Below are 26971 nucleotides of genomic sequence, written 5' to 3'. Positions count from 1 at the left end.
GGGAAGCCTTTTGAAAAAAATAGTGGCTTATAATCATTCCGTTGAAATAGCAGAAGAATCAAAACCTTCAATTAGACCTTCTTATGTATTGGTGAAAACCTTATATTCAGTGATTTCTCCAGGTACGGAACTTTTAGCAATTCAATCGAGCGAGGGAAAGAAAATTCCGCTTGGCTATAGTGCAGTTGGGATTGTCGAGGAAGCCGGAAGTGAGATTGAGGATGTGAAAATTGGTGATTTAGTCGCTTGCTACGGCGCACCCTATGTCCACCATGCCGAGTATTTGCTTGTTCCTAAAACATTGTTTGCCAAAGTTCCCGAACACGTCGATGCAAGGGAAGCGGCACTCGCTGGGATTGGGGCAATTGCCATTCATGCATTGCGGATTGCAGATTTGCAGTTTGGTGAAACTGTGATCGTAACCGGGTTAGGACTTCTTGGGCAAATGATTGCGAAAATTGCAGATGCGGCTGCGTATAAGGTGATTGGGTATGACCTTTTTGAAGAACGAACCACCATGCTTCAAAGAGAAACCAATATAAAAACTCATAGCACGATCGAAGGTTTAGAAAATGAAATCCATATGTCTACAAAAGGGCATGGGGCAGATGCTGTCTTGCTATGTATGGGTGGGAAACATACTCCGCTTACAGGGGAGATTCTAAAGTGGATCCGAAACAGAGGGAAAGTTGTCATTGTTGGCGATGTAGAGCCTGAATTCCCTAGGAGCCTCATGTTTAGTAAAGAAGCACAAATTCTGATCTCAAGAGCTGGCGGACCTGGCCGTTACGATTCAGTTTATGAAGCAGAGGCGATTGATTATCCTTATGGCTTTGTGCGCTGGACCGAAGGCAGAAATATTGAGGAATTTATAAGGCTTTTAAGTGAAGAAAGAATTGATGTCAGTTCATTTATTACAGAGGCAGTAGATTTTGAGGATGCTCCAGGTGAATTTAAGAAATTATTAAATAAGAAATCTGCTACACTTACAAAAATCATTGATTTTACAAAAAAATTCTCACCTGTCCCTAGTGATTACAGTCTGATGTCCGCTGCAGCAAATGCAGGTATCGAGACCGCCAACTTCGATCCTTCGATCATTGATCTTGGAAGTCCGATTCAAACAGCACAAACGATTGATGCTGCATATGGACAGGAAAACGGAGTAAATATTGTTTATACCACCGTAACTGGAAGTGCTTCGTCTGGGGATTGGGCTAAATTTAATGTGATCGATATCGATCATCAAAGACTTCTTTATTCCTATCCGTTAGAGGGAGCTTCGAATGCTTGGTCCCATTGTCTTACACCAGATGGCCGGGTCTATATCGGTGCTTCCAGAAAAATGTTTGTTTATTCCCCTGATACAAAGCAAGTAACAGATTTAGGTATTCCAATAAGCGGGGCTGAATCGATCTGGTCATTAACGTCTGATGAGAGCGGGAATGTATATGGCGGAATTTATTCTGCTTCCATTGGCGGCCGTGTTTTTAGAATTGATGCTGCAACACTAGAAATAACTGATTTACTAGGGGAAAGTGTCGATCATGCTGAGGACTATATTAGATCGATTGCCTACTATGATGGTTATGTCTATGCGGGAACCGGTACAACCAATGGCCGGGTTTGGAAAATCAATCCGGAAACGAAAGAAAAAGAGCGAATTGAATTGCCAGGAACACCAGAGGATCCAATCTACCAGGGTCAATACGATAGTATGGGTTCTGTTTATGGAATGAGTGTAGTAAATCATTATTTATTTGCTTTCTTTAATGGACCATCGATTATTTTGGTTTTCGATCTTGAAAGACAAGAGTGGAGAGATAAGGTTTTAACCAATATCCGGGGATTAATGGCTGTTACAGGGCAGCATGAAGGCAAGGTTTATACGAGTAAAAAAGATAAATACATGTGGGAGATTGACATTGAAACATTAGAAGAAAGAATGGCGATGCCTTTTGACGGTTCCATTCGCAATAGTAAATGGATGGAAGTTCAGAATCAAACTGAATTTGATGGGCCGGCCATGGTTACGATCTCATTCGACGGTAAGATTGTTTTATCGGATCCTAGGATTCAAAAACGTGTTGTTTTACCTTCATTAGTGGATGGACAGCCGCTTAATCTGCAGGCGATGGAAAAAGGTCCTGATGGGAACATTTACATCAGCAGTTATATGGGGACAGAAGGCGCAGTCTATGATCCGGCAAAGCAAGATCAATTATCTCTATTTAGATTAGGGCAGGCAGAAGGAATGGGAAGCGTTGGTGATACCCTTTATTTTGGTCTATACCCAAAGGCTGAAATCTATGGGTGGGATACCAATTATAAAATATTGGAGACAGGTCCTGTTTTTCTCTTTGAAATAGGCCATGAGCAGGATCGCCCATTTGTTCTCCAGGAAGGAGCGGGAAAATTATTAATCGGGACCATTCCTGAATACTCCGAACAGGGCGGGGCATTAACGGTCTATGACCCAGATGCTTCAGATGATGCTAATCTGCCCGTTTTTGAAGTATATCGAAACATTGTAGAGAATCAAAGTATTGCAGGGCTTGTATATAAAGATGGAATTGTTTATGGTTCAACAACGATCCATGGCGGCCTAGGGTCAGATCCTATAGCCGTGAAAGCCAAACTGTTTGCATGGGATTTCGCAACCAAAACAAAGGTTAAGGAATGGGAGCTTGCGCTTGATGGACTAAGCGCTACAGTACCTATGATAAGCGGGTTAACCGTTGGTCCTGATGGGTTCATTTGGGGCGCAGCAAACGGCTTTGTTTTTGCTTTTAACCCTCAAAACTTTGAAATTGTAAAATCCAAAAATGTGTACCCAGAGGTTACAAATTATGGACGATGGAGACCTGTTAAACAATATTGGGGATTGGATGGCCTCCTCTATACAAATGTAGGCGGTATACTAACCGTAATAGAGCCCGCTACTATGACAAGCAAAATATTAGCCGAAAATGTATTGATATTTACTCTAAATAACAAAAATGATATCTATTTTGCGCAAGCAACAAAGGTGATGAAAAGACTGGCAGAGCAACCACAAAATCTGAGATTCTTGATTCCAGAAGTTCTGACCGTCGATAACCCCGCGGAAATTCTTGTTGAGGCTGACATTTACGGCTGGACTGTCAATGTATCAAGAATTGCTGAAATTGAAAGTTCTGACCCAGAAATAGCAAGTATAGAAGAAGGTATAATCATCCCTAAAAAAGCCGGCCAAGTTACATTAACCGGAACCTATATGGGTCTCTCCCTGCCGCCGCAGGAAATCACAGTAAAAAACCCAGAACCGGTTCAATCATACCTAAAGGTATTAAACAATAGCTATGAAAAGGTTGATGAATCGGGAGAGATATACGGTTGGTCTCTTTTAAAGGGAAAAAACAGAGATCCATCCTTCTCAACAACTGAAAAGGCAAGATCGGGTCAAAGAAGCTTGAAACTGGTTGATAGTACGACTACTGGTAAAACAGAATATCAGTCTGATTTCATATTCATTGAGCCAGGCCGTGAGTATACAGCTGGAGTTCATGTATTCATAAGCAGTAAAAACAATGACATACCAGATAATAAAATGCCAGTTAACAGTCAATCCTTTTTCCAAATCCGTTACTTTAATGAAAATGATGAGGAAGTAGAAGCGGCTGAAATTACCAATGATAAGATTTTAATTCCAATAGAAGAGTGGTTTCATGTTTCTCTTACCAGCACTGCTCCAGAGCATGCAAAATCTGCTCGCCTCATTTTAAACGGCTATTATGGCTGGATGACGGCTGAGTATTATGATGACGCCTACATGTATACTATCGCAGACCCTAGAGAATTGCCAAAGGTTGAAGTAATTGCAGTAGAAAGTACTGCTCTTATTTATGGCTCTGATCTCAGCTTAACGGTAAAGTCCAATCAAAATGCTCTAATCGAAGTGAGAGAAGGCGATGCCATCATATCTGCCGGAATCGTTGAAGGCAGCCAACCGGCTGAATTGGTCATCCCTGCACCATCCGAAGGAGCCCATCATTATCAGGTGTTCGTTTACAAAGAGGGGATTGGTTATGGTACACCAGTTTCTCTGCCGACAGTGAATGTTTATGGCTTATCAAGAATAGAAGTTGATCCGAGTCAGGTGGAATTGCTCGTAGGCGATGAAGAAGAACTCAAAGTATCGGCTATATATGGACCGCTTGCTGTGGAAGTATCTGATTCTGCTATTTTGTCTTCCTATCCAGAGGGCATAGTCGATATTCAGGAGAATAGAGTTACAGGAATTCAAGAAGGAGAGGCCATGATCGTTGCAGAGTTCAATGGCCAAACTACAGAGGTGCCCGTGATCGTATCAAATGAAGTCTTGCAATCGATTGACTTACAAATCCCTAATTATCAAATAGCGGTCGGTAATTCGGAGACGGTCATAGTGTCTGGAACCTATCAAAATATTTCAGATGGCAGTTTTGAAGAAAGAATAATTGGTTTTGGCGTGCAATTAATTTCATCAAACCCATCGATTGCCGAAATAGATGGAATGAATATCACAGGAATAGCATCCGGCGAAGTAACGATTACCGCACACTACAATGGCAAGCAAGACTCCGAACATGTAATTGTTTATATACCGGGTGAACCTGTCAAAACCTATTTGGCGATTGAAAATCATGATTTTGAGTCAATCCTGCCAGATGGAACCATTCCAGGCTGGTCGATTAGACAAGAAAAAGCGGGGTATACTTCGATCTCCTCGTCTGAGGAACAGTCATTATCTGGTACTAGAAGTATCAAATTAATTGATGCCACTACAAGTGGTTACACGGCTTTACAGTCTAATCTGATTGCAGTAGAACCTGGGAAGGAATACACGGCAGGAGTAAGTGTATATTTAGGAATTCCGCCAGTAAATCCTGACACAGGCTTGCCATTTTCAAGCAGCAGGACGTTATTCCAGGTGCGTTACTATGATGAAAATCGGCAGGAAATCAATATAACCAGCGGCCTTGGAATTACCTTTGAAACACCAAGAGGGAGCTGGATTCAAAAGGAATTTACAAGTGTAGCCCCAGCCAATGCAAGCTATATTCGAATTTTACTATCTAGCTCAAATGCTTGGGTAACAACGGCTTATTATGAAGATGTGTATCTGTATACCATGGTCGAAACTCATGAACAGGAATAGTTTTTTACTCTACTTTCGCAGGTCGTACCTGAAAGGCGGATTGCTAACGGACATAGGTTCCTTTATCTGTGACAAAATCGCCGATTTTAAAAATTAGCGGACACTGGTTCCTTTATTTGGGTAAAAACAGGTGATTTTTGCATGATTTACGGCAAATAACGGAACGTATGTCCTTTAATTTTCTAAAACAGGCTTTTTTTTCAAAATAACGGATCGTATGTCCATAAAAATCTAATCACAGGACAAATCGAATTGTCCGTTGGTTATTCTTGCTGAATTTACCCTGCGAAGGTTAATTTACTTACTCTTCAAAAAAGGTGCTGATCAAAATGGAACATGTAAAAGTGGCTCTCATTGGCGTAGGAGCGATCGCAGAGTCGACCCATTTAGTGAATCTAAAAGAGCATCCAGACGTAACGATTGAGGCAGTTGTAGATGTTAATCTCGAACGGGCCAAGGAATTGGCAGCAGCTCACGGAATCAGTCATTATTTTTCCACTATCGATGAGCTGATTGCCGCAGTCCAAGTGGATGCCGTGATTATTTCAACACCGAATCAAACCCATATGCCAATAGCAAAAAGGGCTGCCAAACAAGGAATTCATGTGTTGGCAGAAAAGCCAATCGGTACAGATTTAGATGAAGTAGAAGAGTTTCTTGAGCTTGCCCGGAAAAATAATGTGTTAACAATGGTGGGAATGCCTCACCGTTTTCGCAGAGATGTCCAAATTTTAAAGGAATATGCAGAGCAAAATACGTTTGGAAATGTCTATTATGTAAAAGCAAAATTATTTAGAAGCCGCGGGACGCCAAAGGGCTGGTTTACAAATAAAGCCCTTTCTGGCGGGGGAGCGATGATGGATATTGGGGTTCATGTTCTTGATTTAGCCTGGTGGCTGATGGGACAGCCAAAGGTGCAAGCGATTACCGGTAAAACATTATTAGGACTTGGTGACTATCAAACTAAGTATGTATCAAGCTGGGAATCAAAGAATAAGAGTTTAAATGCCAATTGGGTATTTGATGTAGAGGATTTTGGAGCAGCTTGGATTCGCTTTACAAATGGAACTGTTTTATCACTGGAGATTTCCTGGGCACTTAATGGCGAACAAAATGAATCGATTACAATTGATATGTATGGCGACAAGGGCGGCGCTTCGTTATCTCCGCTTGCCATATACAAAGAGGAAAATGGAGTATTAGGCAAGATTACTCCTATCTTCCAGGAAAATCAGATCTTTAAAGATGAGATCAATCATTTTGTTGAATGTATTAAATGGAAAGCGAAGCCTTTGATAACTGGTGAAGATGGCTTCGAAGTATTAAAAATGCTGAATGGAATCTATGAATCTTCGGAAAAGCAAAGAGAAGTGTTCTTTAATTAGCGAAAGGGGGAAATCTCATGTTAAAAGTAGGGGTAATTGGGGTAGGCTCGATTTCACAGTATCACATTGAACCTTATCTGGCGAATCAACAGGCAGAGTTAGTGGCTTTTTGTGATAGTAATGAAAGCCGTCTGTTTGAAAAAGGAAAGCAATACGGGGTTAGTCAGCTGTACAGTGACTACCGTGAATTATTAAAAAATGATGAGATTGAAGCTGTCAGTATATGTACTTGGAATCATTCCCATGCTGAAATAGCAATCGCAGCCCTGGATGCGGGGAAGCATGTATTGGTCGAAAAGCCATTATGTGTGAATGTAGACGAGGCATTTGCTGTCCAGGAGGCGGTTAAACGGTCCGGAAAAATCCTGCAGGTGGGGTTTGTCCGCCGCCACGGTGACAATGCACAGCTATTAAAAACATTTATTGACCAGGGAGACCTCGGAGAAATCTATTATGCGAAAGCTTCTTGTCTCAGGAGGTTAGGAAATCCAGGCGGGTGGTTCAGTGACCGCTCAAAATCAGGCGGGGGACCGTTAATCGATTTAGGCGTTCATATGATTGATATTTGCTGGTATTTAATGGGAAAACCGCGTCCTGTTTCCGTAAGCGGCAATACCTATAAAAAATTAGGGAACAGAAAAAATATTCAAAATCTGTCTTTCTATAAAGCGGCAGACTATAACCCCGATTTAAATGATGTAGAGGATTTAACCAATGCGTTAATCCGCTTTGAAAATGGAGCTTCTCTGATGGTCGATGTCAGTTTTACCCTGCAGGCGAAGAAGGATGAGCTCTTCGTCAAGCTTTATGGCGATAAAGGCGGAGCGGAAATCGAACCTGAACTGGCTCTCGTAACAGAAAAATATAATACGATTTTAAACGTGACGCCGCAAATTGATAGTCTAGCCTTTGACTTTAATAAAGCCTTTCATAATGAGATTCATCACTTTGTAGAATGCTGTCTGGAGGGAAAGGAACCGCTTGCTCCAGTTGCTGATGGAGTCGAAGTCATGAAAATGCTTCAGGCAGTCTATGAATCTGCGGAAAAAGGAAAGGAAGTCTATCTTTAATGCATAGCTTGGATGCAGATCTCATCATCATAGGCGGCGGTCTTGGCGGAATTGCCGCTGCCTTATCAGCCTGTAACCATGGCTTGCGCGTGATTTTAACAGAGGAAACAGACTGGATTGGGGGCCAGGTTACAGCACAGGGCGTTCCTCCCGATGAACACCCTTGGATTGAGGAATTTGGCTGCACCCGCAGATATCGTGACTATCGCAATAGAGTCAGAGAAACGTATGAGCGGATGATGTCCTATGAAAAACCGAATCAGCTGCTTAATCCGGGAAACGGATGGGTCAGTAAAATCTGCCATGACCCGCGTGTATCGCTCCATGTTTTACAGGAAATGCTAATGCCCTATCGGTTAACCAATCAATTGATTTTGAAACGGAATACCAAGCTTACTGGGGTTAAGAGAAGAGGCAGGTCTGTACAAGAACTCTATTTTGATAACAGCGACCGGCCGCTTATTGCTTCCTACTTCATCGACGCCACTGAAACAGGGGAGTTTTTGCCGTTAGCGGGGATGCAATATGTAACAGGAGCAGAAGCAAAAGCAGATACGGGTGAACCTCATGCTTTAGATTCCGCTGACTCAAACGATATCCAGGCGTTTACCTTTGTGTTGGCAATGGAGTATCGCGAAAATGAGAATCATGTGATTCTGAAACCCGCAATGTATAACTTCTGGAAAAGCTTCCACCCGCCAATTTGGCCAGCTCCATTACTTAGCTTTTATGCACCACATCCGATTACTTTAGAAAAACGGGAATATACATTATTCCCTAAGGAATCTGGATTTTCTTTATGGGAATACCGCCGCATCTATGATCAGAAACAATTTAAATCCCCCATCCAAGCAGGAGACATCACCTTAATGAACTGGCCGCAAAACGATTATTTTTTAGGCAATATCTATGAGGTATCGAAAAACGAAAAGAAAAAGAACATTTACCAGGCGAAACAGCTAAGCCTCTCTCTGCTTTACTGGCTGCAGACAGAAGCGCCGAGGTCCGATGGCAAAAAAGGCTACCCAGGTTTAAGCTTGAGGACTGATATATTTGAAACCGAAGATGGCTTAGCGAAAGCTCCATATATCCGCGAATCAAGACGAATTAAAGCAGAATATACCGTAGTCGAACAGGATGTTTCGCCAGACTTCAATCAGGGAAAAACAGGGACATTGTACGAGGACAGAGTTGGAATCGGGTCGTATAGTATTGATCTTCATCCGAGCATGACCGGGCGCACCTATGTCGATGTTAAAGCTTTACCCTACCATATTCCGCTCGGGGCATTGATTCCGAAAGATGTCGACAATGTATTAGCCGGGTGTAAAAACATCGGCACAACTCATATTACCAATGGCTGCTATCGGCTGCATCCGACTGAATGGAATATTGGCGAAGCGTGTGGCGCTTTAGCTGCGTTTTGCATTAAAAATCAAACCAATCCAAAGGCTGTTCGGGAAGACAAAGCTTTACTGAAAGACTTCCAGAGCATATTGCGTAAAGATGGTTTTGAACTGGAATGGCCAGGTGATTTTTATTCTTAAATAGAGTGTGGTGAAGGAGCATGGGCAGACAGGTCGGCGATTTTTCACTCGAAGCTTTATGGAAGTATAAACCTGAGTTAAGCAACAAACCAGCTGACTTTGAAACGTTCTGGAATGAACAAAAAGGCAGAATCGAAAAACTCGAAATACCCTGCGTAAGCGTCGATTGGCGAGACTATCCGACTCCCGAAATAGAGGTAGCCGATCTGTGGCTGGAAAGCTGGGATCACACGCCATTAACAGGGTTATTAGTCAAACCGAAACAGATTAAAGAAGGTCCTGTGATTCTTCATTTTCATGGATATACCGGAAGCTGCGGCTTAGCGATTGATTTTTTGAAATGGGTGACATTAGGCGTTTCTATTATCGCTTTTGATGTTCGGGGGCAAGGACGCTCACCGGATTATGGAACTTATCAAAAAGGGAGCCGGATTCCAGGCTGGATGCTTCGCGGAATTGAGAATCCAGAAACCTATTACTATACCAATGTATATCGGGACATTCTTTACCAGTTAAGGTGGATCAGGTCAGATGGAGCGCCCATTCAACCAAGCAAGTTAGGCGTGATGGGCTCTTCTCAAGGCGGGGGTCTTGCTCTTAGTGCTGCAGGGTTAGACGGGGCAGTCGATTTTTGCATTTCCGATTGGCCCTTTCTTGCTCATTTTGAACGGGCGTTTGAAGTGGCTCTGTCTGGCCCCTATATGGAAATTGTAAATTACTTTAAATGGAATGATCCCCAATACGATACCTTTAAGGACGTATTTAAGACATTGGGGTATATCGATAGTATGCATTTTTGCGGGTCGATTCATTGTCCGACGTTAATGGCAATCGGATTAGAGGACGCCGTTACCCCTCCTTCTACTATTTTTGCAGCCTATAACCACTTAGGAGCTGGTGATAAGAAAATCGAAGTGTACCCGCAATTCATCCATGAACTGAATTCCTTCCATGATGAAAAGAAACTCCAATTTATCAAACGGCAAATTAAAGGAGGAATACGATGAAAATCAGTATAAGTATGTATAGTCTTAATTCAGCCATCCAAAAAGAGGGATGGTCAACAGTTGATTTTATCCAATATGCCAAAAGCATTGACCTGGACGGGGTGGAACTCCTGGATTTTTATTGGAAAAGCCGGGGCAGCAAGGACGAGGAAATAAAGGAAGTTTTAGAGGTGTTAGCCAATTACAATCTTCAAGTTTCGGCTTATGATGTCACGAATAATTTTGTGAAGGAGTCTAAAGAGGAAAGGGTCGCAGAAATTGCCAAAGTGATAGATGGAATTTATACCGCCAAACAATTAGGCACTCATATAGTGCGTGTATTCTGCGGGGATTTGCATGGCGATTTAACTTATGAAGATGGACAGGGCTGGATTGTTGACGGGTTGAGAGAATGTGCAAAAGTTGCTGAAGCTGAGGAAATTTATTTAGCGATCGAAAACCATGGATTGCTCGCCGGGAAAAGCAAGCAAGTAAAAGAAATCATTGAAATGGTTGACAGCCCTTATGTCAAATCAACCTTTGACACTGGTAATTTTCTCTTAGTTCATGAAGGTCCAACCGAGGCTTTTAACTATTTAAAAGACGAGATTATCCATGTGCATTTTAAAGACTTCCGTAAAAAAGAACCTAATAATCCGGTAAAAGGATTCCGTTCGACGCAAGGTGTAGAGGTAATCGGTGTTGTGCCAGGTGATGGCGAGGTTGATCTCGCCTATATAGTAAACGGTTTGAAGGCTGATCAATATAATGGCTGGCTATCGATCGAGTATGAAGGTTTTGACGATGCGAAAGAAGCAAACAAGGAAGCAGTGCAGCGTTTAAAAAATTTATTAGGCAGGGGGTAAGCTTTTTATGGATGTCGTGTTCGCCCGGAAGGACCGGCTGGACTATCAAACAGGTATTCGAAAGACAGTGTTAGCAGATTCTCCCGAACAACTCACAGATCAGAATGCCACCTATGTTGTTTGGCCCAGTGATCAGCTAGATTCCTATCTTACTGGGGAATATCATCTATATATTCCTTGCGGAGATGTAAAACAGGAGCATATAGGGTTGGATCATTTATCCGTTTATTTTGACCTCGAAAATTATCCATTTTTTAAGAAAATGGCTGAGGAAATCGGGGAGCAGACAAAGGGAGTACTCCGATTTAGAAGGCTTATAAAAAATGATTATCATGCTTTAATAATGGCTGAAGATTTATATGTTTTATCTGCTGTATTCGGAGACCCTGAACGGGTAAAAGTTGTTCAGTCTGATCAACAGGCTGCTCCATCCCATGTCATTCTCACTATTAAATTCAGCAAAGGAACAATGGCTCATCTTGAATATACCTTTGCCGAAGGGGAACGGATCGAGTGGGAGTGGAGCGGGATTAAAACTATCCTCGAGTTTGATAGTGAAGAGATGAATCCGTTTGTGCCAAACGCTTATTCCTCATTTCCGCTCAACTATACGATAGATTCCATCATCGAACAGTCACATAAGCTTAGTCCTGAATTTTTAGCAAAGATGGAAAGGTTTCATGCCCTTGTTAAAGGAGGTACGGAATCATGAAGATTGGAATCATGAGTTTTGCCCATATGCATGCATACAGTTATGCCCATGCATTGGCACAGCTCCCAGAAGTAGAATTAACCTGTATCTTTGATGATGATGTAAAAAGAGGAAAAGATGCAGCTGCTGCCTTTAATACGAGTCATTTTAGCGACCAACAAATATTTCTTGAAAAAGAAATGGATGCCGTGATTGTGTGCAGCGAAAACGCCCGGCATAAGGAAATGGTCCTAAATGCAGCCCATGCAAAAAAACATATCCTTTGTGAGAAACCGATCGCCACCACGATTGAAGACGCGGAAGAAATGATCAAGGTGTGTGAGGAAAATGGGGTTGTATTGGAGATTGCATTCCCTGTACGTTTTAGCAACCCAATCCAAAAGTTGAAGCAAATCGTGGATAGCGGGGAACTTGGAGATATTATAGCCTTTCGGACTACAAACCGCGGTCAAAATCCCGGGAGCTGGTTTATTGATTCGGAGTCATCTGGCGGAGGAGCGGTGTTAGACCATACCGTTCATATGGTCGACATTATGCGCTGGTATTTAGGGAAAGAAGTAAAGGCTGTTTATGCACTGGTCGATTCCTTTTTTCACAATGTCGACATTGATGATGCAGGGATTCTTACACTTGAGTTTGAAAATGGGGTCATTGCTTCTCATGATGCAAGCTGGTCTCGATTTGCGGAATACCCGACATGGGGTGATGTAAAGATTGAAGTCATCGGTACGAAGCAAACCGTAAGAGTGGACGCCTTTAAGGAACATTTTCGTAAATTTTCGAGTGGATCCAAGTCCCTTTCTAATGTTTTTTACGGAAATGATATGGATTTCGGATTGATTCGCGACTTTATCGAATGTATTGAACAAAAAAGACCGCCTTCGATAACTGGGAAGGATGGTTTAAAAGCATTAGAAGTGGCCCTGGCAGCTTATCACTCTAGTGAAAGTAAAAAAACGGTTTATTTATAAGGCTTTGTTATAGTTAAGAGAGGGAAACGTGGCGTTAGCTGATACCTGTTCCGTTATTTTAAAAGTGGACATTTTCCTGTGAAAACTGATAAATAACGTATCTCTTGCTGAAATATTATAAGGGGAACCAGCAAAAGTAGAAATGGAGTGTAGTAATAAATGCTAGCACTCCATTTCTATTTAGTTATGAATTTCAGTCACAATTGTGAAGGTTACACCGAATTTGTCCGTTATATTAGCCTGAGCAGGGGTGAAGGAGGTTTTCTCCAAAGGACCGTTTACCTTTCCGTCTTGTTGCAAGGCTTCATAAATTTTATTATTTATTTGAATTATAGTATTTTAATAATGAATTTGCTTTCTTCTCGATTGCTATCTTGAACGACCAAGAGAAAATGATTTTTTATGATCTATAATAGTTAAAATCCATTGTTTGCATACGAACATTTGTTCTGATATAATTAAATTATAATGAGTGTCTTTAATCACCAGATTTAGGCGGTGAGGGTTTGGTACTTGAGTTAGCAATTATGATAAGGCTAATAAGATCAGTTTTATGGAAGGGGAGAAATCATGACTAACCGATATTCAGAAATAGACGAGGCTATCACTTATATTCAACAAAATATCTATGAGCCCCTTTCGCTTTCCCAGTTGGCAAGTCATGTAGCATATAGTCCTTACCATTTTACACGCATTTTTAAAGAAAGAATTGGACTTTCACCGCTATATTATGTTTCTTCCCTCCGGCTGCAAAAAGCAAAGGAATTGTTATTACGAACTGATTTGAGTATAAGAGATATTGGGCTAGAGATTGGTCAACAGAGTCTCGGAACTTTTACAACCCGTTTTACGGAAAGGGTAGGGATGACCCCATCTCAGTTTCGGAATTCAATCATACAGGCGGAGGACCACTTTCAATCATTAAAAAGTATTAGCAATTGGAGCACGTTAGATCCTGCTGCAATCCAACATAATAAAATAGAAGGGACGGTCCAATCAGAGATTCCTTTTGAGGGGTTTATTTTGATCGGATTATTCGCCAAACCCATTCCTGAAGGCCCTCCTATTTATGGAACATTGCTTCCTTCTTTAGGGAATTTTTGTTTTACAAACGTCAAACCAGGCACTTATTATCTAATGGCTACATCGGTCTCGTGGGGGATGCAGCCAACGGATATCATGCTTCCTTATAACACTTTGCGTACCCGATTGAAGGAGCCGATCTTCGTTCCTGCCCATACTTCTGTATTGCATCGAACAGTCACGCTTCACGCTCCTCGTATGGATGATCCTCCGATTCTGATTTCCCTTCCTTTGTTGATGAATAAATTTCTTAATCGCGTTCGTTAATTTAGCAATTGAAAAGAAATGAAATGTAATGTGACGTGATAAGATAGTAAGGTGTGGCAAAAAACATTGATAAAAAACAAAATTTAATTGCTAGCAAAAGGAGAATTTATGATGTCAAGAGGAAATGAGGGGACATTCGGGAGCAGAGACAACTTTTTGTTGGTCATGATTATGATTCTCGGTGTGTTTGTAGCGATTTTGAATGAGACACTCTTAAACGTAGCATTGACAAAAATCATGGATGATTTCGGAATCTTTCCAGGAACCGCACAATGGTTGACTACCGGATACCTTCTTGTTATTGGTGTACTTATTCCAGTAACGGCTTATTTAATTCAGAGGTTTACGACAAGAAGCTTGTTCCTTGGAGCTATGGGTTTATTTACAATTGGGACATTTGTAGCAGCTATCGCACCAGGGATCGAATGGCTTATAATCGGAAGGCTGTTTCAAGCAGCGGGTACTGGGCTGCTCTTTCCTTTATTAACAAATGTGGTGTTCTCCATCGTTCCTATTGAAAAAAGAGGTTCGGCAATGGGGACAATTGGAATTGTTATTACATTTGCTCCAGCGATTGGACCTACTTTATCAGGGGTCATTGTTGAACATTTCAGTTGGCGAGTTCTCTTTTATGGCGTTCTGCCAATCGCATTGATTGTTATTATATTTTCATATATGAAGCTCAAAAACGTAACGGAGACGACTAATCCGAAGATTGATCCGTTATCACTTTTACTTTCAACCTTAGGTTTCGGTGGAATAGTGTACGGATTCAGCAGTTCTGGTGAAGGAAATGGAGGCTGGTCAAGCAATGAAGTCCTCTTTCCAATTGCAATCGGAGTTGTTTCTTTGATTCTGTTTACTTGGAGGCAATTGACGATTTCACAACCGCTGCTTGATTTAAGGACATTTAAATACCGCATTTTTAGATTATCGACGCTGATTATGATGATTGTCATGATGGCGATGTTTTCTGCGATGATGCTGCTGCCCATTTTTCTCCAAAATGCGTTGGGATACAGTCCGTTAGAAGCAGGATTGGTCATGTTGCCAGGAGGTATTGTCATGGGGATTATGTCCCCCATTACAGGCCGATTATTTGATAAATTTGGTGCTAAGTGGCTTGCACTTATTGGATTAGGTCTGGTCGCCATTACTCTGTGGCAATTTGCCTTTATCACATTGTCAACCCCTTACAGCACGATTATGATTTTCAATACACTATTAATGTTAGGGATTTCGATGGTTATGATGCCGGTTATGACCAATGCTTTGAACGAACTGCCACCTGCGTTATATCCGCACGGTACTGCGATTATCAGTACGCTTCAGCAGGTTGCTGGAGCAGTCGGGACAGCGTTGCTCGTATCAATCATGACCAATCGTTCTACTCGTTTTATTGAAAATCATTTGATGATGGAAAATGCAGCTGAATTAAAGATTCTCGCGATGATTGCTGGAATGAAAACAGCATTTTTGTTTGGATTCGGATTAGTAGTCACAGCATGGATTGTATCAGTTTTTATAAAACGGCCTATATCGCAAGAACAGAGATTGAAAATTAAGCAAGGTGCTACGAACTGATAAGAATGAATGCATTTTAATCGATGCTAGGTGCAAACAGAGTGTGTTACTGCTTCATAAGTTTAAGGACATTACTGATTATAGGTAATGTCCTTATTTTTTTGGACAGAAAATAATAATGTTGACATATAAATAGACAATTTTATATTATGTTTACATAAACATAAATGAAATGAGGCTACGTTTACTAAATGAATGGTGAGGAATTGTTTTGGAGCGCATCGGTTGAGGAACTGGCTCAAGGATACATTTTTAAGCAGGATACAGGTGAATATGTTTGCCTGATTTGCAATAAAGGTTTTGAAGACGGGATTATTTATCCAGTGGGAGAGTTATTTTTCGAAGCAAGAAAGGCAATAGAACAGCATATAAAGGATGTCCATCACTCTATGTTTGATTATCTAGTGAAAATGGGAAAAAAATATACCGGTCTTTCTGATCATCAAAAAGAGCTGCTTGTGTATTTTAAACAGGGGTTATCTGATAAAGAAATTGTTCGTCTACTCAAAGGCGGCAGCACATCAACGATAAGAAATCATCGGTTTAAGCTAAAGGAAAAAGAGAAACAAGCGAAGGTGTTCCTAGCTTTAATGGGACTTTTAAAAACAGAAAAAGACGAAAGTGCACAAGAGTTTATAACTTTCCATAAGGGGGCGAAAATGGTGGATGACCGTTATGCGATTACGAAGGAAGAAAAAGAAAAGGTGTTAGCAACCTATTTTAAACAGGGGCCGGATGGACCGCTGGATACTTTCCCAAGTAAAGAAAAGAGAAAGATTATTGTATTGCAGCAAATTTTGAAACGTTTTGATGTCAATAAAAAGTATACCGAGCGGGAAGTCAATGAAGTGATTAAGACTGCTCATCCGGATTTTGCAACCATTCGACGTTACTTTATCGAATATGGATTTATGGATCGAAATAAGGAATGTACGCAATATTGGGTTAAACAATAGCAGACAAGAAGGGGCTGTTTAAAAAGTGAGAAAATGACTTTTTAGGAGCCCTTTTTTTTTTCATTTTTTTAAAAAAATTTTGTGTTGAACGAGAATGTTGATTTCCGCTCCAGGTGCTACGCTTTCCGCGGGCGGTACGGGGAGCCTCCTCGTCTAATACAAGATCGTCCCCCAAGACTTATCGGACAGCCCTGGTTTTGAAACGCTTCACTATTCATTTTAGCTGGCTGTTAATTCATCCCAAACGATTACATTTTGTTTTCGATTATGTACAAGCTTTAGGGTTTTCCGTTCGTTTATGTGAAATATGGCCTAAAAAACCCCCTCTCTGTCATATTGTTATGAATCTGTTATTATAGTCATCTATTTAATACCTTTCCGTTCTTTTTCTGTAAGAAAACTTTGATAAGATAGTCCACATAAAAAACGGCTAGAGGAGGAACAAAATGAAAAAAAGAGTTTTATCTTTTATTGCATCTGCGGCGATCCTTGCAACAGCCGCTGCACCTGCTCAGGCAGAACAAGTAGTCGTACATAAAGGGGACACGCTTTGGGATTTTTCTAAAGCATACGGGGTTTCCGTCGAATCTATCAAAAAATTAAATAATTTAACTAGTCATCTGATTTATCCAAATGACGTTCTTGAAATCTCACCTTCTACAAACTACGTTGTAGAAAAAGGTGACACTCTATGGGGGATTTCACAGGAACATGGGATAACTGTAGATCAATTAATGGAGTGGAACAACCTGACTTGTGATTTAATCCACCCTGGATTAAATTTAACGATTTTTACGGATGTACAAAATAATACTAAAATAGAGGCAGAAAGTGTAAAAACAGAGAATTCAGCAAAGGAAAATACAAATACAGAAACTGTCTCATTAAAACAAACGGCTGCAAGTAAGCAAGATACAACCTCTCAGCAAACCAATGAAGAACCAGAAGGGAAAGAAATAATCGTAGTGGCCACTGCTTATACGGCGTCATGTGAAGGCTGTTCAGGAATTACAGCAACTGGTATCAATTTAAAAGAAAATCCAGATGCAAAAGTAATCTCAGTTGATCCGTCTGTAATCCCGCTAGGTTCAAAAGTCTATGTGGAAGGATACGGATATGCAACTGCCGCAGATACTGGCGGAGCAATCAAAGGAAACAAGATTGATGTGTTTATCCCGGACTATGAAGAAGCAGTCCAATGGGGCAGAAAACAGGTGAAAGTAACGATCATTGAATAGCAAAATAGTGAGGAGGCTCCCCGTACCGCCCGCGGAAAGCGAAGTGCCTGGAGCGGAAATCAACATCGAAGTTTAACACACCCATATATTACAATGGAAAATGTAAAGGGGCTGTCTAGAAAGTTAGAGTTACCTGACTTTTTAGACAGCCCCCTGTTAATTTTATTTTGATTCAGTAATCATGTACTGATAGTTGAGGACATCCTGCCACGCACCGAATTTAAACCCGACTTCTTTAAAGCGTCCCATATATTCAAACCCGAATTTTTCGTGTAGTTTGACACTGCCTTCATTTCCTGCCGTTATGCCAGCGATCACAGTATGATAGCCCAGCTCTTTGGCATGCTGAAGGATTTCGGTCATAAGCGCGCTCCCAATCCCAAGACCCCGATGTTTAGAAGATATGTATATGGACAGTTCAGTTGATTGGGAGTAAGCAGGTTTTTCCCTGAATTTACTTAAGCTGCTGTACCCCACAACTTCTCCGTTATATTCTGCGGCAATAAGCGGATACCTTTCCCCAAACTTCTCAAACCATTGCTTCCTTTCTGCCAGTGTTTGTTCCTCTAAGTCGAAGGTAGCCGTAAGCGTACGAACCGCCTCATTGTAGATCTCCAGCATAGCCGGTAAATCATCTAAAACAGCCTCTCTAATATGAAGCATGCGGATTCCCCCTGTATTATTACGATTATCCGATTCGTAACAAGTGATAAATTTTTATTCCTAATTATAGATGAAAACTCGATAAATGAAATAGTGTTTTTTTTTGACTGCCATCGGAATAAAGGAATTTTCCGGTAATAAATAGAACTCAATTAGAAGAAGTAATAGGATGATTTTGCATAAAATGTAACGTTAACAAATTGACTTTAGGAGAATCGGATGAGGGTACGTATATATGATTCAAAACTATGGGTGTCTAGGTTAATTTGGCTCGTGATGGCTTTACTAACTTTATATCTGTTTTTCTTAGATTTCCCGATTCGGTTAGACTCTTACCAAACCGTTTGTGATTCCCCGAATAATGGCTGTTTGGAAACGAGTCAACTCACTGTTAAGGAAGTCATTCAATTAGAGGAAATGGGACTTTCTCTTAAAGCGTATACCGGATTTAAAATTGCGTTGGACTTAATCGAGGCACTTGTATTTTATGTTATTTCAGGATTGCTTCTTTTTCGAAAAGAAAGCATGGTATTTAATCTGTACGTCGCCATGGTGTTTATTTCCTTAGGTGCTGGAATTTCGTTTTCTTTTCCAGAACAATTCCCAGAGTGGACGTTTTTTTATCATATCATCAGCATTTTTGGCGGAACCTATTTGGTTTTATTCCTCGTTCTGCCCGACGGGAAATTTGTTCCAAGCTGGTCTCTGTTAGCGGCGCTTTTATGGATAGTCGTAGGTGCCGGTACGGTTTATCTTCCTGGGAGCTTCATAGATTTAGAGACGTGGCCAATCTGGACCAGTATTGTTACCTGGGTTACCCTTCATCTCATTCTTGTTTTCTCTCAAACCTACCGTTATGTAAAAAAATCAGATCAAATTCAGCGCCAGCAAATGAAATGGTATCTATACAGTATAGCCATGTATTTTATAGCCTTATTATCTTTAAACTTTATCGGCCAGCTGGGTGTTACCTTAAAATTTGCAACGGAGTTGTTTTATACAGCGAGTTCAATCTTAATTCCAATCTCTATAGGGTTTGCTATTTTTAAATATAAACTTTGGGATATTAATATAGTTATTCATCGAACCATTCTTTATGGAGCCCTCAGTTTATTTGTAATTTTGTTTTATGTCTTGATGGTTGGTTTATTAAGCCGTTTTTTTCAGTCTGAAGATAATCTTCTTGCCTCTATTATTACGGCCGGGATCATTGCCGTCTGTTTTCAGCCATTAAAAGAACGGCTTCAATCTATTGTAAATCGGCTTATATTCGGAGACAGAGACAATCCCTATAAGATTTTAAATCAATTAAACTCAATTCTGGAAGTATCAAGAAGTACAGATCACGTTCTTCCGCTCGTTGTAAAAACATTATCACAAGCCTTAAAAATTCCTTATGCAGCGGTTCAATTAAATGAAAGAGGATCTGACCAGATTGTTGCTTCATTTGGAGAAGCGCGGGAAGTCGGAGTCGAGATTCCCTTGCTTTATCAAGGACAGCAACTGGGGACATTGCTGCTTTCTCATCGTTCCTCTGCTGAACCCTTTAGTCAGGCTGATTTAAAAGTGCTTCATGACATGGCACGTCAAGTCGGGATCGTTGCCCACTCCATTCTTCTTTATAAGGATTTACAATGGTCCAGAGAAAAACTTGTGAATGCACGTGAAGAAGAACGGCGCCGGCTGCGCAGAGATTTACACGATGGGCTAGGACCAAGTCTAGCAAGTCTGGCGATAAAAATCGATGTAGCCCAAACGATTATGAACAAAGAACCATTCAAATCACAGAAACTATTAATAGAAATGGATTCACAAATAAAACAATTGATTCAAGATATTAGAAGACTGGTTTATTCTTTAAGACCATCCACCTTAGATGAACTTGGACTCTTATCTGCGATCCGAGAATTGACTTCCCATTATAAAATGGGTCCGATTCACTTTATCGTAAAGGGGCCGGAATCATTTCCCCCTCTTCCAGCAGCAGTAGAAGTAGCCGTATATCGGATCGTACAGGAAGCTATTACAAATGTGGTCCGTCATTCTGGTGCAAAAAAGTGCATTATCGATATCACTCTTAATGAAAAGCTTCTACTTTCTGTTATAGATGATGGACTTGGGCTTTCTCATAGTCTCCTATTTGGAATTGGAATTAAGTCGATGAAGGAGAGGGCAGAAGAGCTAGGGGGGAGTTTTTCCGTTTATTCACCGACTGCTGGCGGAACAGAGATTCTCGCAGAGCTGCCTATATAAGATAGAAAGGAAATCGAATATGATTAAGGTTTTGGTAGTAGATGATCATCCTTTGTTTCGTGAAGGAATCGCGACCCTTCTTCAATCAACAGAAGATGCTGAGCTCATTGGCGAAGCAGCCAACGGTGAAGAAGCAATAGATTTGGCTCTTATGTTAAGACCTGATGTGATTTTAATGGACTTAAATCTTCCTAAAAAAAATGGAATCGAAGCAACCCGTCTTATTACGAATCAATTTCCTGCGATTGGCGTATTGATTTTAACGATGTTTGACGATGACGATTCTGTGTTTGCAGCCCTAAAAGCAGGTGCAAGAGGCTATTTATTAAAGGGGGCTAATCGAACTGAAACGATCCGTGCGATCCAGGCAGTTGCTAATGGCGAGTCCATCTTTAGCCCAGCAATTGCTGGAAGACTGCTTCAATTTTTTAAAGGATTTCAGCCAGCCACTCCCCTTATTTTTCCTCAGTTAACGGAGCGGGAAAGAGATATTCTAGAACTCATCGTTGAAGGAAAAGACAATGCTGAGATTTCAAGGATTTTAGGAATTACGTTAAAAACGGTGCGAAATCATATTTCTAATATTTACAGCAAGCTTCACGTTGCAGATCGCACCGAAGCAATTACGCAAGCAAAAAACGAAGGAATGGGAAGAAAGGAATACTGATTCCCGAAGAAGCCCCAAAAAGTTCCCGACTCATACGGGTAACGACTCCCATGACAATGGGAAAACCTGGATGATATTTTTGTATAGAAAAATGTCAAGTAAAGGGGTTAGCCATATGCAAATTTCACAAAAGTTTTTTCGTTTCACTGGGATTATTTTGATTATAGGGGCTTTGCTTGCAGCAACTGGACATCTGCTAAAACCGCAGCCGCCCACATCCGGGGATGGGATTGAGGCATTTATTTCGCAGTCTATGCTATCAGATACGCTTCTTGTAATCGGGGTACCAATCGTTATCTTAGGATTAGTCGGAATATTTGTGCGTCAAAGTGAGCGACTGCCTACGTGGGGGTGGATTGGTTATCCAGCCATAGGTATCGGACTGATTTATGCAGACCTGATCCAGCCTGTAATTCGTTTGATCGCTTATCCGTTTGTTTTGGCAGACGTTAGTACAGAAGAAGAAATTTATACGGCAGTCACTACGATTTACGATCAAGATCCTTTCGGTTTTATGTTCCCTGTGATCTTATTAAGTATGATTGGTCCTATCTTGTCGGCGATTAGTTTCTGGAAAGCAAAAGTTTTTCCCGTATGGCTTGCGATCATGATGCTTTTACTCCTTCCAATCTTTCTCATTTCACCAATGGTGGGATTCTATAATTTCCCTGCGTACTTGTACGTTGTGATTGGAATATATGGAGTGAAGTTAATTACAGATAAAAGCGGATTAGAAAGTAGCGTACCTGAACAGGCAATAGTAGTAACTAAATAACTTAATTTACAGGAAAGTGCTCGTGATGAACGGGCACTTTTTGTATAATTTAGGAAAATAGGTTCAGCTTTAGGAGGAGTTCATATGCTGCCAACCCCCGATATTTTATCAACATGGAAAAAATTCGATGATTTTCCGATGGATACGTTAACGAAGGCATGGTACTACCATCAAACAGATGGAAAAAAGCAGCGCAGTGTGGAATTAATGAGGGAGCATCGAAGCAAGCTTGGTGTGACTGGAAATTGCTTTGATCTCGCTATTTGGCTGTTGGATGAATTCAAAAAAGACGGTGTGGATGCTTATCCGGTTGGTCATGACATCGATAATGACGGTGCCCATGTTGCCGTGGTAGCTGTTAATGAAAAGGGAAATCGGTTTTTATGCGATTTGGGTGATCAATGGCTGACTCCGATTCTAATAGATTCGAAGAGCGAGGATTTTTCGGAAGAGGTTCTAAGCGGATTCTTTCCAGGAGCAAAAGTACAGATCAAAACTGTGGAGCAGGGGATTGAAGTTTTATATCATCGGCCCAATGGAAAGGTTTCCAGGCAAACCTACAATCTGGATCCAATTCCGTTTGATGTGCTAATGGCAGCGGCCGAGAGGTCACAAAACAACATATATCGAAAGCCGCTATTAGAATGTAGACTTCCATACAAAAACGAAATAGCGCATTGGGAATTTTACAATTGGGAAAGTTTTTTAAGTACCACTGAAGGACTTTTTCCTGATTCTCCACTAGATACTATTGATGAGTGGGTGGATCGAATTTTTCAAAAGACGGGATATGATAGACAGTTCTTACACGATGCGTTAAAGATATATGAGAAACTTAGGGGATAAGGAGACAAAAGGTTTTGGGGGATTCACGATGAATGTTCATAAAAAGTATGAAATATTGACGGAAAAATTCGTTTCTTGGGCGAAAGAAAATGATAATATAAGAGCGGCATTGATTTTGGGTTCTAGGGCCAGAAAGGATAAACCGGCAGATCGTTGGTCTGATCTGGATGTAGTTATTATTGCTGATCAGCCGGAAGCCTTATTATTTCAAACGAATTGGTTAGCTCAGATGGGAAATCCATGTATAACTTTTTTAGAAAAAACAGCAGTAAGTGACAATGTGGAGCGAAGAGTACTCTATGATGATGGATTGGATGTTGATTTCTCTGTAGTTCCAAGTTATTTTTTAAAGGAAATGGCTACATCACAAGAGATTCAAGGTGTATTAGCACGTGGCTATAAAGTTATACTCGATAAAGATAACGTTTTTAAAAACATGAAATTTGAATCATTCTCTTTATCTGAACACCAAAAACCTAACCTGAGTGAATTTTTAAATGAAATCCATGATTTTTGGTACCATGCAGTGTGGACTGCCAAAAAACTTCGGCGGGGAGAAATTTTAGTTGGAAAGACCTGCTGTGATCAGTATATGAAGCATTTGCTGCTTAAAATGATTAAATGGCAAGTGTCCGCAAAAGCGAATTGGCAAAATATAGACATCTGGCATGGAAGCCGGTTTTTTGAACAATGGGTGAGTTCAGCAGTTTTGGAAAAACTAAAATCGGTTTACTCACGCTATGAAGAAGATGATATCTGGCAGGCTTTGCACCAAACAATGAAGCTTTATCGGGAGATTGCAGTGGAGACAGCTAGTTTATTAGGATACGATTATGCTCATTTAGCTGATGAAACAGCTGCTAAAATAGTCATAAAGCTTGATCAAGAACGAGAAAAATAGTTGGACAAATCAAGAGAATCGAGAGGAGCCTATCATGAATTTTGCTATTTTAATTGTTATCTTAATTGGTGTAGTTTCCCTAATTTTAACCTTGTTAGTGGCAGGAAAGAGTGATAAAAATTATACCGAGTCTACGAAGAGAAATACGATGAATTTAACTGTGATATATGCCGTGGTTATTATTCTTTCGTTAGTTGCTGTTGGAGTTTATGTAACTTGGTTTGTTTAATGTTTAACCCGAGAGCAAATTAAAATGGTGATAAACGATACAACCTCTACTTTTTTTCATTTAATAAATAAACATGATACTTTGATGCTTAATCATCTAGAAGACTACTACCAAACATACCCAGAGGTATTTGCAGAATATTTTCCTCATCATTGTCCAAAAACTCCGGAAAGATTGACTGCCGCTATTGAAAAATATCCGACTCAGCTTGAAGAATTGAAGAAGGTTGCTGACCGCTTACCACCTATCATCGAAACAGCCTTAAACAGTGGTCGTCTGGAACTAATCATCAATAGAAACAATTTCATATTCACTTTGGCTAGCCTCTTTTGGCTTAAACATTGTATTCACCACTTATTTTATTTTTTATTGTTTGAGTTGAAGAACTGTATCGATACCGCCCTGTTGATTGGAGCGGAAGGCGCGAAGACTCCAGCGGGAGTACGGGGCAAGGGAGACCCCGCAGGCGCCAAAGCGCCGAGGAGGCTCCCCGGCACGCCCGCGGAAAGCGAAGCGTCTGGAGCGCAAATCAACACCCTGTTCCACAATCTGAAGACCTTGTAAGAGGTCTTTTTTAGCTGTTGCTCTGTTTCAAATTAAGAGATGTTTTACAGAATCTCTATTAACTTGACCTTGAAATTTTTTAATGGTTCAATGAAGTTTAAATCAGGTAAAAGGTCGTGACAAAATGATTTTCACATGTACGTTAAACCCTTCGGTTGATTATGTTATCGAAATTGAAGAGGTGATCATGGGCGACTTAAATCGTGCGCAAAAGACCTCCTTTTATCCAGGCGGAAAGGGAATCAACGTATCCCGTGTCTTGCGAAATCTTGGGATGCCTTCGACCGCGCTTGGATTTGCAGGCGGTTTTACTGGTAAATTCATTCAAGAATTTTTAGACCACGAGGGAATTCAACATACTTTTATTGAACATAATGAGCCTACCCGGGTGAATATTAAACTGAAAACGGATGAGGAAACAGAGATTAATGGGCAGGGTCCGGCAATCACGGAAGAGCAGCAACAGCGGCTTTTAAAACAAATAGAAACGATTACGCCTAACGATGTTTTAGTATTAGCTGGAAGTTTGCCGCCTTCCATGCCGGAAAACTTTTATGAGAAGGCAGCAGCTTATTGTCGCGATAGAGAAATCCCTTTTGTAGCAGATACAGGAGGTAAAGTACTCCAGCATTTATTGCCCTATAAACCTTTTCTAATCAAGCCGAATCAGCATGAGTTGAGTGATCTGCTCCACGTGAAAATCCACACTATTGAGGATGTACTTGAGTATGGTGATGCTCTATTAGAGCAAGGACCTGAAAACATCCTGGTGACACTCGGCGGGCATGGGGCAGTTTTTATGAATCGAGAAGTGAAAGCTGTTGCTGCTGTCCCAATAGGCAAGCTGAAGAATTCGGTAGGGGCTGGGGATTCAACAGTAGCAGGCTTTCTAGCGGTTTATCTGGAGACAGGTGATGTCTTGGCAGCATTTAAAACGGCCGTAGCTTGCGGGAGTGCAACTGCTTTTTCCGAGGACTTATGCACAAAAGAAGAAATGGATCAGTTGCTTTCGCAAGTTCAAATTGATGTAATACAAAAAAATGGTGCCTGAAATAATAAGGCGCCATTTTTATTTTTATAATTTCTTGTAAAAAATAGACAAGTATTCCCTACTATCGTGCATATGCTTGTACTAGAACATTTCTAGGAGGATGAGGGTATGCGCTTTTTAGTATTAACGAAAAAAAGTTTAATAACTGGCCTAGCGGTACTGGTACTCGCATTAATTGGGTCATTCCTGTTTTTTATGAGTTCCGGTGATGAACCGGTGTTTGGTTTTTTACAGGCGTCCAATGAAGAGGTTAGAGACATCCATCTCATTACAGCTGAGTTTAAAACCAAAACCGCTGATGGAAAGGAAATGGAAGCCTATCGCTGGGATCCGGGGACTATTTTTATTGAAAAAGGCGAAAAGGTTAACTTGAAGCTTTACGGAATCAATGGAATGGAACATCCTTTTTATATAGAAGGGACTGATATAAAAGGAACAGTGAGAAAAGGAGAGGAAACTGTAGTACCGGTTCAATTTGACAAAGAAGGTGTTTATAAGCTTATTTGTACCACTCACCAAGGAGATGCACCGATGGTTGGTTACATCATAGTAGATTAATATTGAATAGCAAAAAGATGGGGTGGAAGTACCTCGTCTTTTTGACTTTTTATGAGTATATGATAATGGTTGTCTATCAGTCAAAATTCTCTCCTATCGGTCAAAACGAGTTTCTATGGGTCAAACCCACGTTCTATCGGTCAAGATCAATTTCTATAAGTCAAACCCACGTCCTATCGGTCAAAATCTATTTCTATAAGTTAAACCCACGTCCTATTAGTCACAAAATCCTTTCACTTAAACTAAACTTGCCATCTGGACTCCCTCTCACTTTAATTTAAAAGAAAAAACCATTATAATAGGAGAAAATCATGTAGACGGCTTTAAAATACTTGGAAATAACACATTATGAGGGATCCCTATGGTTGAAAAAGTGATAGCCGCTCTGTTTTTGCCAGCCATATTAGTTGTTCTTTTTTCGAGAATCACGTATAGTTCTGTTGTGGGTCTGATCGTTACGGTTGCTCTCATCACAGCTTCTGCCTATAAAGGCTTTACGCACACTTGGTATGTGAATGTGATCGATGCATTATCGTTAACGGCTGGATTTTGGTATGCACGGAGAATGCTCCAGGCATTAAAGAATAAACCAAAGGAAGAAGAAATGTAGAGAGGTATTC

The 26971-nt window shown here is 40.7% G+C and carries 23 protein-coding genes; 22 read left to right on the top strand and 1 reads right to left on the bottom strand.

Annotated elements, in window-relative coordinates; translation table 11 throughout:
• Positions 1-10: 10 nt before the first annotated feature.
• The 12 genes from CRO56_RS14480 (at position 11) to CRO56_RS14425 (ending at position 17844) form a co-directional block, all read left to right on the top strand.
• Entirely contained in the window at positions 11-5179 is a 5169-nt protein-coding gene (locus CRO56_RS14480) for a carbohydrate binding domain-containing protein (RefSeq protein ID WP_097159333.1), read from the top strand.
• Positions 5180-5508: 329 nt separating this feature from the next.
• A complete protein-coding gene (locus CRO56_RS14475) occupies positions 5509-6564 on the top strand; it encodes a Gfo/Idh/MocA family protein (protein WP_097159332.1) in 1056 nt (351 codons plus the stop codon).
• 17 nt (positions 6565-6581) lie between these two features.
• Positions 6582-7634, top strand: coding sequence for a Gfo/Idh/MocA family protein (locus tag CRO56_RS14470; RefSeq protein WP_097159331.1), 1053 nt, complete (start codon positions 6582-6584; stop codon positions 7632-7634).
• The gene (locus CRO56_RS14465) at positions 7634-9181 is read left to right on the top strand and encodes an FAD-dependent oxidoreductase (protein WP_097159330.1); all 1548 of its coding nucleotides are present in this window, start codon (positions 7634-7636) and stop codon (positions 9179-9181) included. Before CRO56_RS14470 ends, CRO56_RS14465 begins: the two co-directional genes overlap by 1 nt.
• 20 nt (positions 9182-9201) lie before the next feature.
• Positions 9202-10188: an acetylxylan esterase gene (locus CRO56_RS14460; protein ID WP_097159329.1), complete on the top strand. Its 987-nt coding sequence runs from the start codon at positions 9202-9204 to the stop codon at positions 10186-10188.
• Positions 10185-11033: a sugar phosphate isomerase/epimerase family protein gene (locus tag CRO56_RS14455; RefSeq protein ID WP_097159328.1), complete on the top strand. Its 849-nt coding sequence runs from the start codon at positions 10185-10187 to the stop codon at positions 11031-11033. Before CRO56_RS14460 ends, CRO56_RS14455 begins: the two co-directional genes overlap by 4 nt.
• Before the next feature lie 7 nt (positions 11034-11040).
• On the top strand, positions 11041-11745 hold the full coding sequence (locus tag CRO56_RS14450) for a hypothetical protein (protein ID WP_097159327.1): 705 nt from the start codon (positions 11041-11043) through the stop codon (positions 11743-11745).
• On the top strand, positions 11742-12716 hold the full coding sequence (locus tag CRO56_RS14445; protein WP_097159326.1) for a Gfo/Idh/MocA family protein: 975 nt from the start codon (positions 11742-11744) through the stop codon (positions 12714-12716). The genes CRO56_RS14450 and CRO56_RS14445 overlap by 4 nt, the downstream gene beginning before the upstream one ends.
• Positions 12717-13286: 570 nt before the next feature.
• A complete protein-coding gene (locus tag CRO56_RS14440; protein ID WP_097159325.1) occupies positions 13287-14066 on the top strand; it encodes a helix-turn-helix domain-containing protein in 780 nt (259 codons plus the stop codon).
• Between the two features lie 111 nt (positions 14067-14177).
• A complete protein-coding gene (locus CRO56_RS14435; RefSeq protein WP_245855895.1) occupies positions 14178-15650 on the top strand; it encodes a DHA2 family efflux MFS transporter permease subunit in 1473 nt (490 codons plus the stop codon).
• Between the two features lie 191 nt (positions 15651-15841).
• Positions 15842-16606: a DUF2087 domain-containing protein gene (locus CRO56_RS14430; protein ID WP_097159324.1), complete on the top strand. Its 765-nt coding sequence runs from the start codon at positions 15842-15844 to the stop codon at positions 16604-16606.
• Between the two features lie 446 nt (positions 16607-17052).
• Positions 17053-17844, top strand: a complete 792-nt coding sequence (locus CRO56_RS14425) for a 3D domain-containing protein (RefSeq protein ID WP_097159323.1) — start codon at positions 17053-17055, stop codon at positions 17842-17844.
• Between the two features lie 162 nt (positions 17845-18006).
• Here CRO56_RS14425 and CRO56_RS14420 read toward each other — a convergent pair whose 3' ends face one another.
• Positions 18007-18507 (bottom strand): GNAT family N-acetyltransferase, encoded by a 501-nt coding sequence (locus CRO56_RS14420; protein WP_097159322.1) that lies wholly within the window; start codon positions 18505-18507, stop codon positions 18007-18009.
• A gap of 219 nt (positions 18508-18726) precedes the next feature.
• Here CRO56_RS14420 and CRO56_RS14415 point away from each other — a divergent pair, with 219 nt between their 5' ends.
• The 10 genes from CRO56_RS14415 to CRO56_RS14370 all read left to right on the top strand — a co-directional run bounded on the left by CRO56_RS14415 (position 18727) and on the right by CRO56_RS14370 (position 26961).
• Positions 18727-20760: a GAF domain-containing sensor histidine kinase gene (locus CRO56_RS14415; protein WP_097159321.1), complete on the top strand. Its 2034-nt coding sequence runs from the start codon at positions 18727-18729 to the stop codon at positions 20758-20760.
• Positions 20761-20779: 19 nt separating this feature from the next.
• Positions 20780-21427, top strand: a complete 648-nt coding sequence (locus CRO56_RS14410; RefSeq protein WP_097159320.1) for a response regulator — start codon at positions 20780-20782, stop codon at positions 21425-21427.
• Between the two features lie 115 nt (positions 21428-21542).
• Positions 21543-22202 carry a hypothetical protein gene (locus CRO56_RS14405; RefSeq protein ID WP_097159319.1) on the top strand — a complete coding sequence of 220 codons (660 nt, stop codon included), beginning with the start codon at positions 21543-21545 and terminating at the stop codon, positions 22200-22202.
• Between the two features lie 84 nt (positions 22203-22286).
• The gene (locus tag CRO56_RS14400; RefSeq protein WP_097159318.1) at positions 22287-23048 is read left to right on the top strand and encodes a hypothetical protein; all 762 of its coding nucleotides are present in this window, start codon (positions 22287-22289) and stop codon (positions 23046-23048) included.
• A gap of 28 nt (positions 23049-23076) precedes the next feature.
• Positions 23077-23949, top strand: a complete 873-nt coding sequence (locus CRO56_RS14395) for an aminoglycoside 6-adenylyltransferase (protein ID WP_179714292.1) — start codon at positions 23077-23079, stop codon at positions 23947-23949.
• Between the two features lie 34 nt (positions 23950-23983).
• The gene (locus CRO56_RS14390; RefSeq protein ID WP_097159316.1) at positions 23984-24178 is read left to right on the top strand and encodes a hypothetical protein; all 195 of its coding nucleotides are present in this window, start codon (positions 23984-23986) and stop codon (positions 24176-24178) included.
• Between the two features lie 24 nt (positions 24179-24202).
• Positions 24203-24742 carry a hypothetical protein gene (locus CRO56_RS14385; protein ID WP_097159315.1) on the top strand — a complete coding sequence of 180 codons (540 nt, stop codon included), beginning with the start codon at positions 24203-24205 and terminating at the stop codon, positions 24740-24742.
• Between the two features lie 124 nt (positions 24743-24866).
• Positions 24867-25793 (top strand): 1-phosphofructokinase, encoded by a 927-nt coding sequence (gene pfkB / locus CRO56_RS14380; protein ID WP_097159314.1) that lies wholly within the window; start codon positions 24867-24869, stop codon positions 25791-25793.
• Positions 25794-25901: 108 nt separating this feature from the next.
• A complete protein-coding gene (locus CRO56_RS14375; protein WP_097159313.1) occupies positions 25902-26351 on the top strand; it encodes a cupredoxin domain-containing protein in 450 nt (149 codons plus the stop codon).
• Positions 26352-26712: 361 nt separating this feature from the next.
• Positions 26713-26961 (top strand): CsbA family protein, encoded by a 249-nt coding sequence (locus CRO56_RS14370; protein ID WP_097159312.1) that lies wholly within the window; start codon positions 26713-26715, stop codon positions 26959-26961.
• The last annotated feature ends 10 nt before the right edge of the window (positions 26962-26971 follow it).

Source organism: Bacillus oleivorans, from assembly GCF_900207585.1.
GTDB classification, from domain to species: Bacteria; Bacillota; Bacilli; order Bacillales; family JC228; genus Bacillus_BF; species Bacillus_BF oleivorans.
Note: the sequence above shows the minus strand (reverse complement) of the source record. Positions and strands in the feature narration are given on the sequence as shown.

Coding starts and splice junctions, on each gene's coding strand:
- CRO56_RS14475 (WP_097159332.1), top strand. CDS start 5,509: ATGGAACATGTAAAAGTGGCTCTCATTGGCGTAGGAGCGATCGCAGAG.
- CRO56_RS14470 (WP_097159331.1), top strand. CDS start 6,582: ATGTTAAAAGTAGGGGTAATTGGGGTAGGCTCGATTTCACAGTATCAC.
- CRO56_RS14465 (WP_097159330.1), top strand. CDS start 7,634: ATGCATAGCTTGGATGCAGATCTCATCATCATAGGCGGCGGTCTTGGC.
- CRO56_RS14460 (WP_097159329.1), top strand. CDS start 9,202: ATGGGCAGACAGGTCGGCGATTTTTCACTCGAAGCTTTATGGAAGTAT.
- CRO56_RS14455 (WP_097159328.1), top strand. CDS start 10,185: ATGAAAATCAGTATAAGTATGTATAGTCTTAATTCAGCCATCCAAAAA.
- CRO56_RS14450 (WP_097159327.1), top strand. CDS start 11,041: ATGGATGTCGTGTTCGCCCGGAAGGACCGGCTGGACTATCAAACAGGT.
- CRO56_RS14445 (WP_097159326.1), top strand. CDS start 11,742: ATGAAGATTGGAATCATGAGTTTTGCCCATATGCATGCATACAGTTAT.
- CRO56_RS14440 (WP_097159325.1), top strand. CDS start 13,287: ATGACTAACCGATATTCAGAAATAGACGAGGCTATCACTTATATTCAA.
- CRO56_RS14435 (WP_245855895.1), top strand. CDS start 14,178: ATGTCAAGAGGAAATGAGGGGACATTCGGGAGCAGAGACAACTTTTTG.
- CRO56_RS14430 (WP_097159324.1), top strand. CDS start 15,842: ATGAATGGTGAGGAATTGTTTTGGAGCGCATCGGTTGAGGAACTGGCT.
- CRO56_RS14425 (WP_097159323.1), top strand. CDS start 17,053: ATGAAAAAAAGAGTTTTATCTTTTATTGCATCTGCGGCGATCCTTGCA.
- CRO56_RS14420 (WP_097159322.1), bottom strand. CDS start 18,507: ATGCTTCATATTAGAGAGGCTGTTTTAGATGATTTACCGGCTATGCTG.
- CRO56_RS14415 (WP_097159321.1), top strand. CDS start 18,727: ATGAGGGTACGTATATATGATTCAAAACTATGGGTGTCTAGGTTAATT.
- CRO56_RS14410 (WP_097159320.1), top strand. CDS start 20,780: ATGATTAAGGTTTTGGTAGTAGATGATCATCCTTTGTTTCGTGAAGGA.
- CRO56_RS14405 (WP_097159319.1), top strand. CDS start 21,543: ATGCAAATTTCACAAAAGTTTTTTCGTTTCACTGGGATTATTTTGATT.
- CRO56_RS14400 (WP_097159318.1), top strand. CDS start 22,287: ATGCTGCCAACCCCCGATATTTTATCAACATGGAAAAAATTCGATGAT.
- CRO56_RS14395 (WP_179714292.1), top strand. CDS start 23,077: ATGAATGTTCATAAAAAGTATGAAATATTGACGGAAAAATTCGTTTCT.
- CRO56_RS14390 (WP_097159316.1), top strand. CDS start 23,984: ATGAATTTTGCTATTTTAATTGTTATCTTAATTGGTGTAGTTTCCCTA.
- CRO56_RS14385 (WP_097159315.1), top strand. CDS start 24,203: ATGGTGATAAACGATACAACCTCTACTTTTTTTCATTTAATAAATAAA.
- pfkB (WP_097159314.1), top strand. CDS start 24,867: ATGATTTTCACATGTACGTTAAACCCTTCGGTTGATTATGTTATCGAA.
- CRO56_RS14375 (WP_097159313.1), top strand. CDS start 25,902: ATGCGCTTTTTAGTATTAACGAAAAAAAGTTTAATAACTGGCCTAGCG.
- CRO56_RS14370 (WP_097159312.1), top strand. CDS start 26,713: ATGGTTGAAAAAGTGATAGCCGCTCTGTTTTTGCCAGCCATATTAGTT.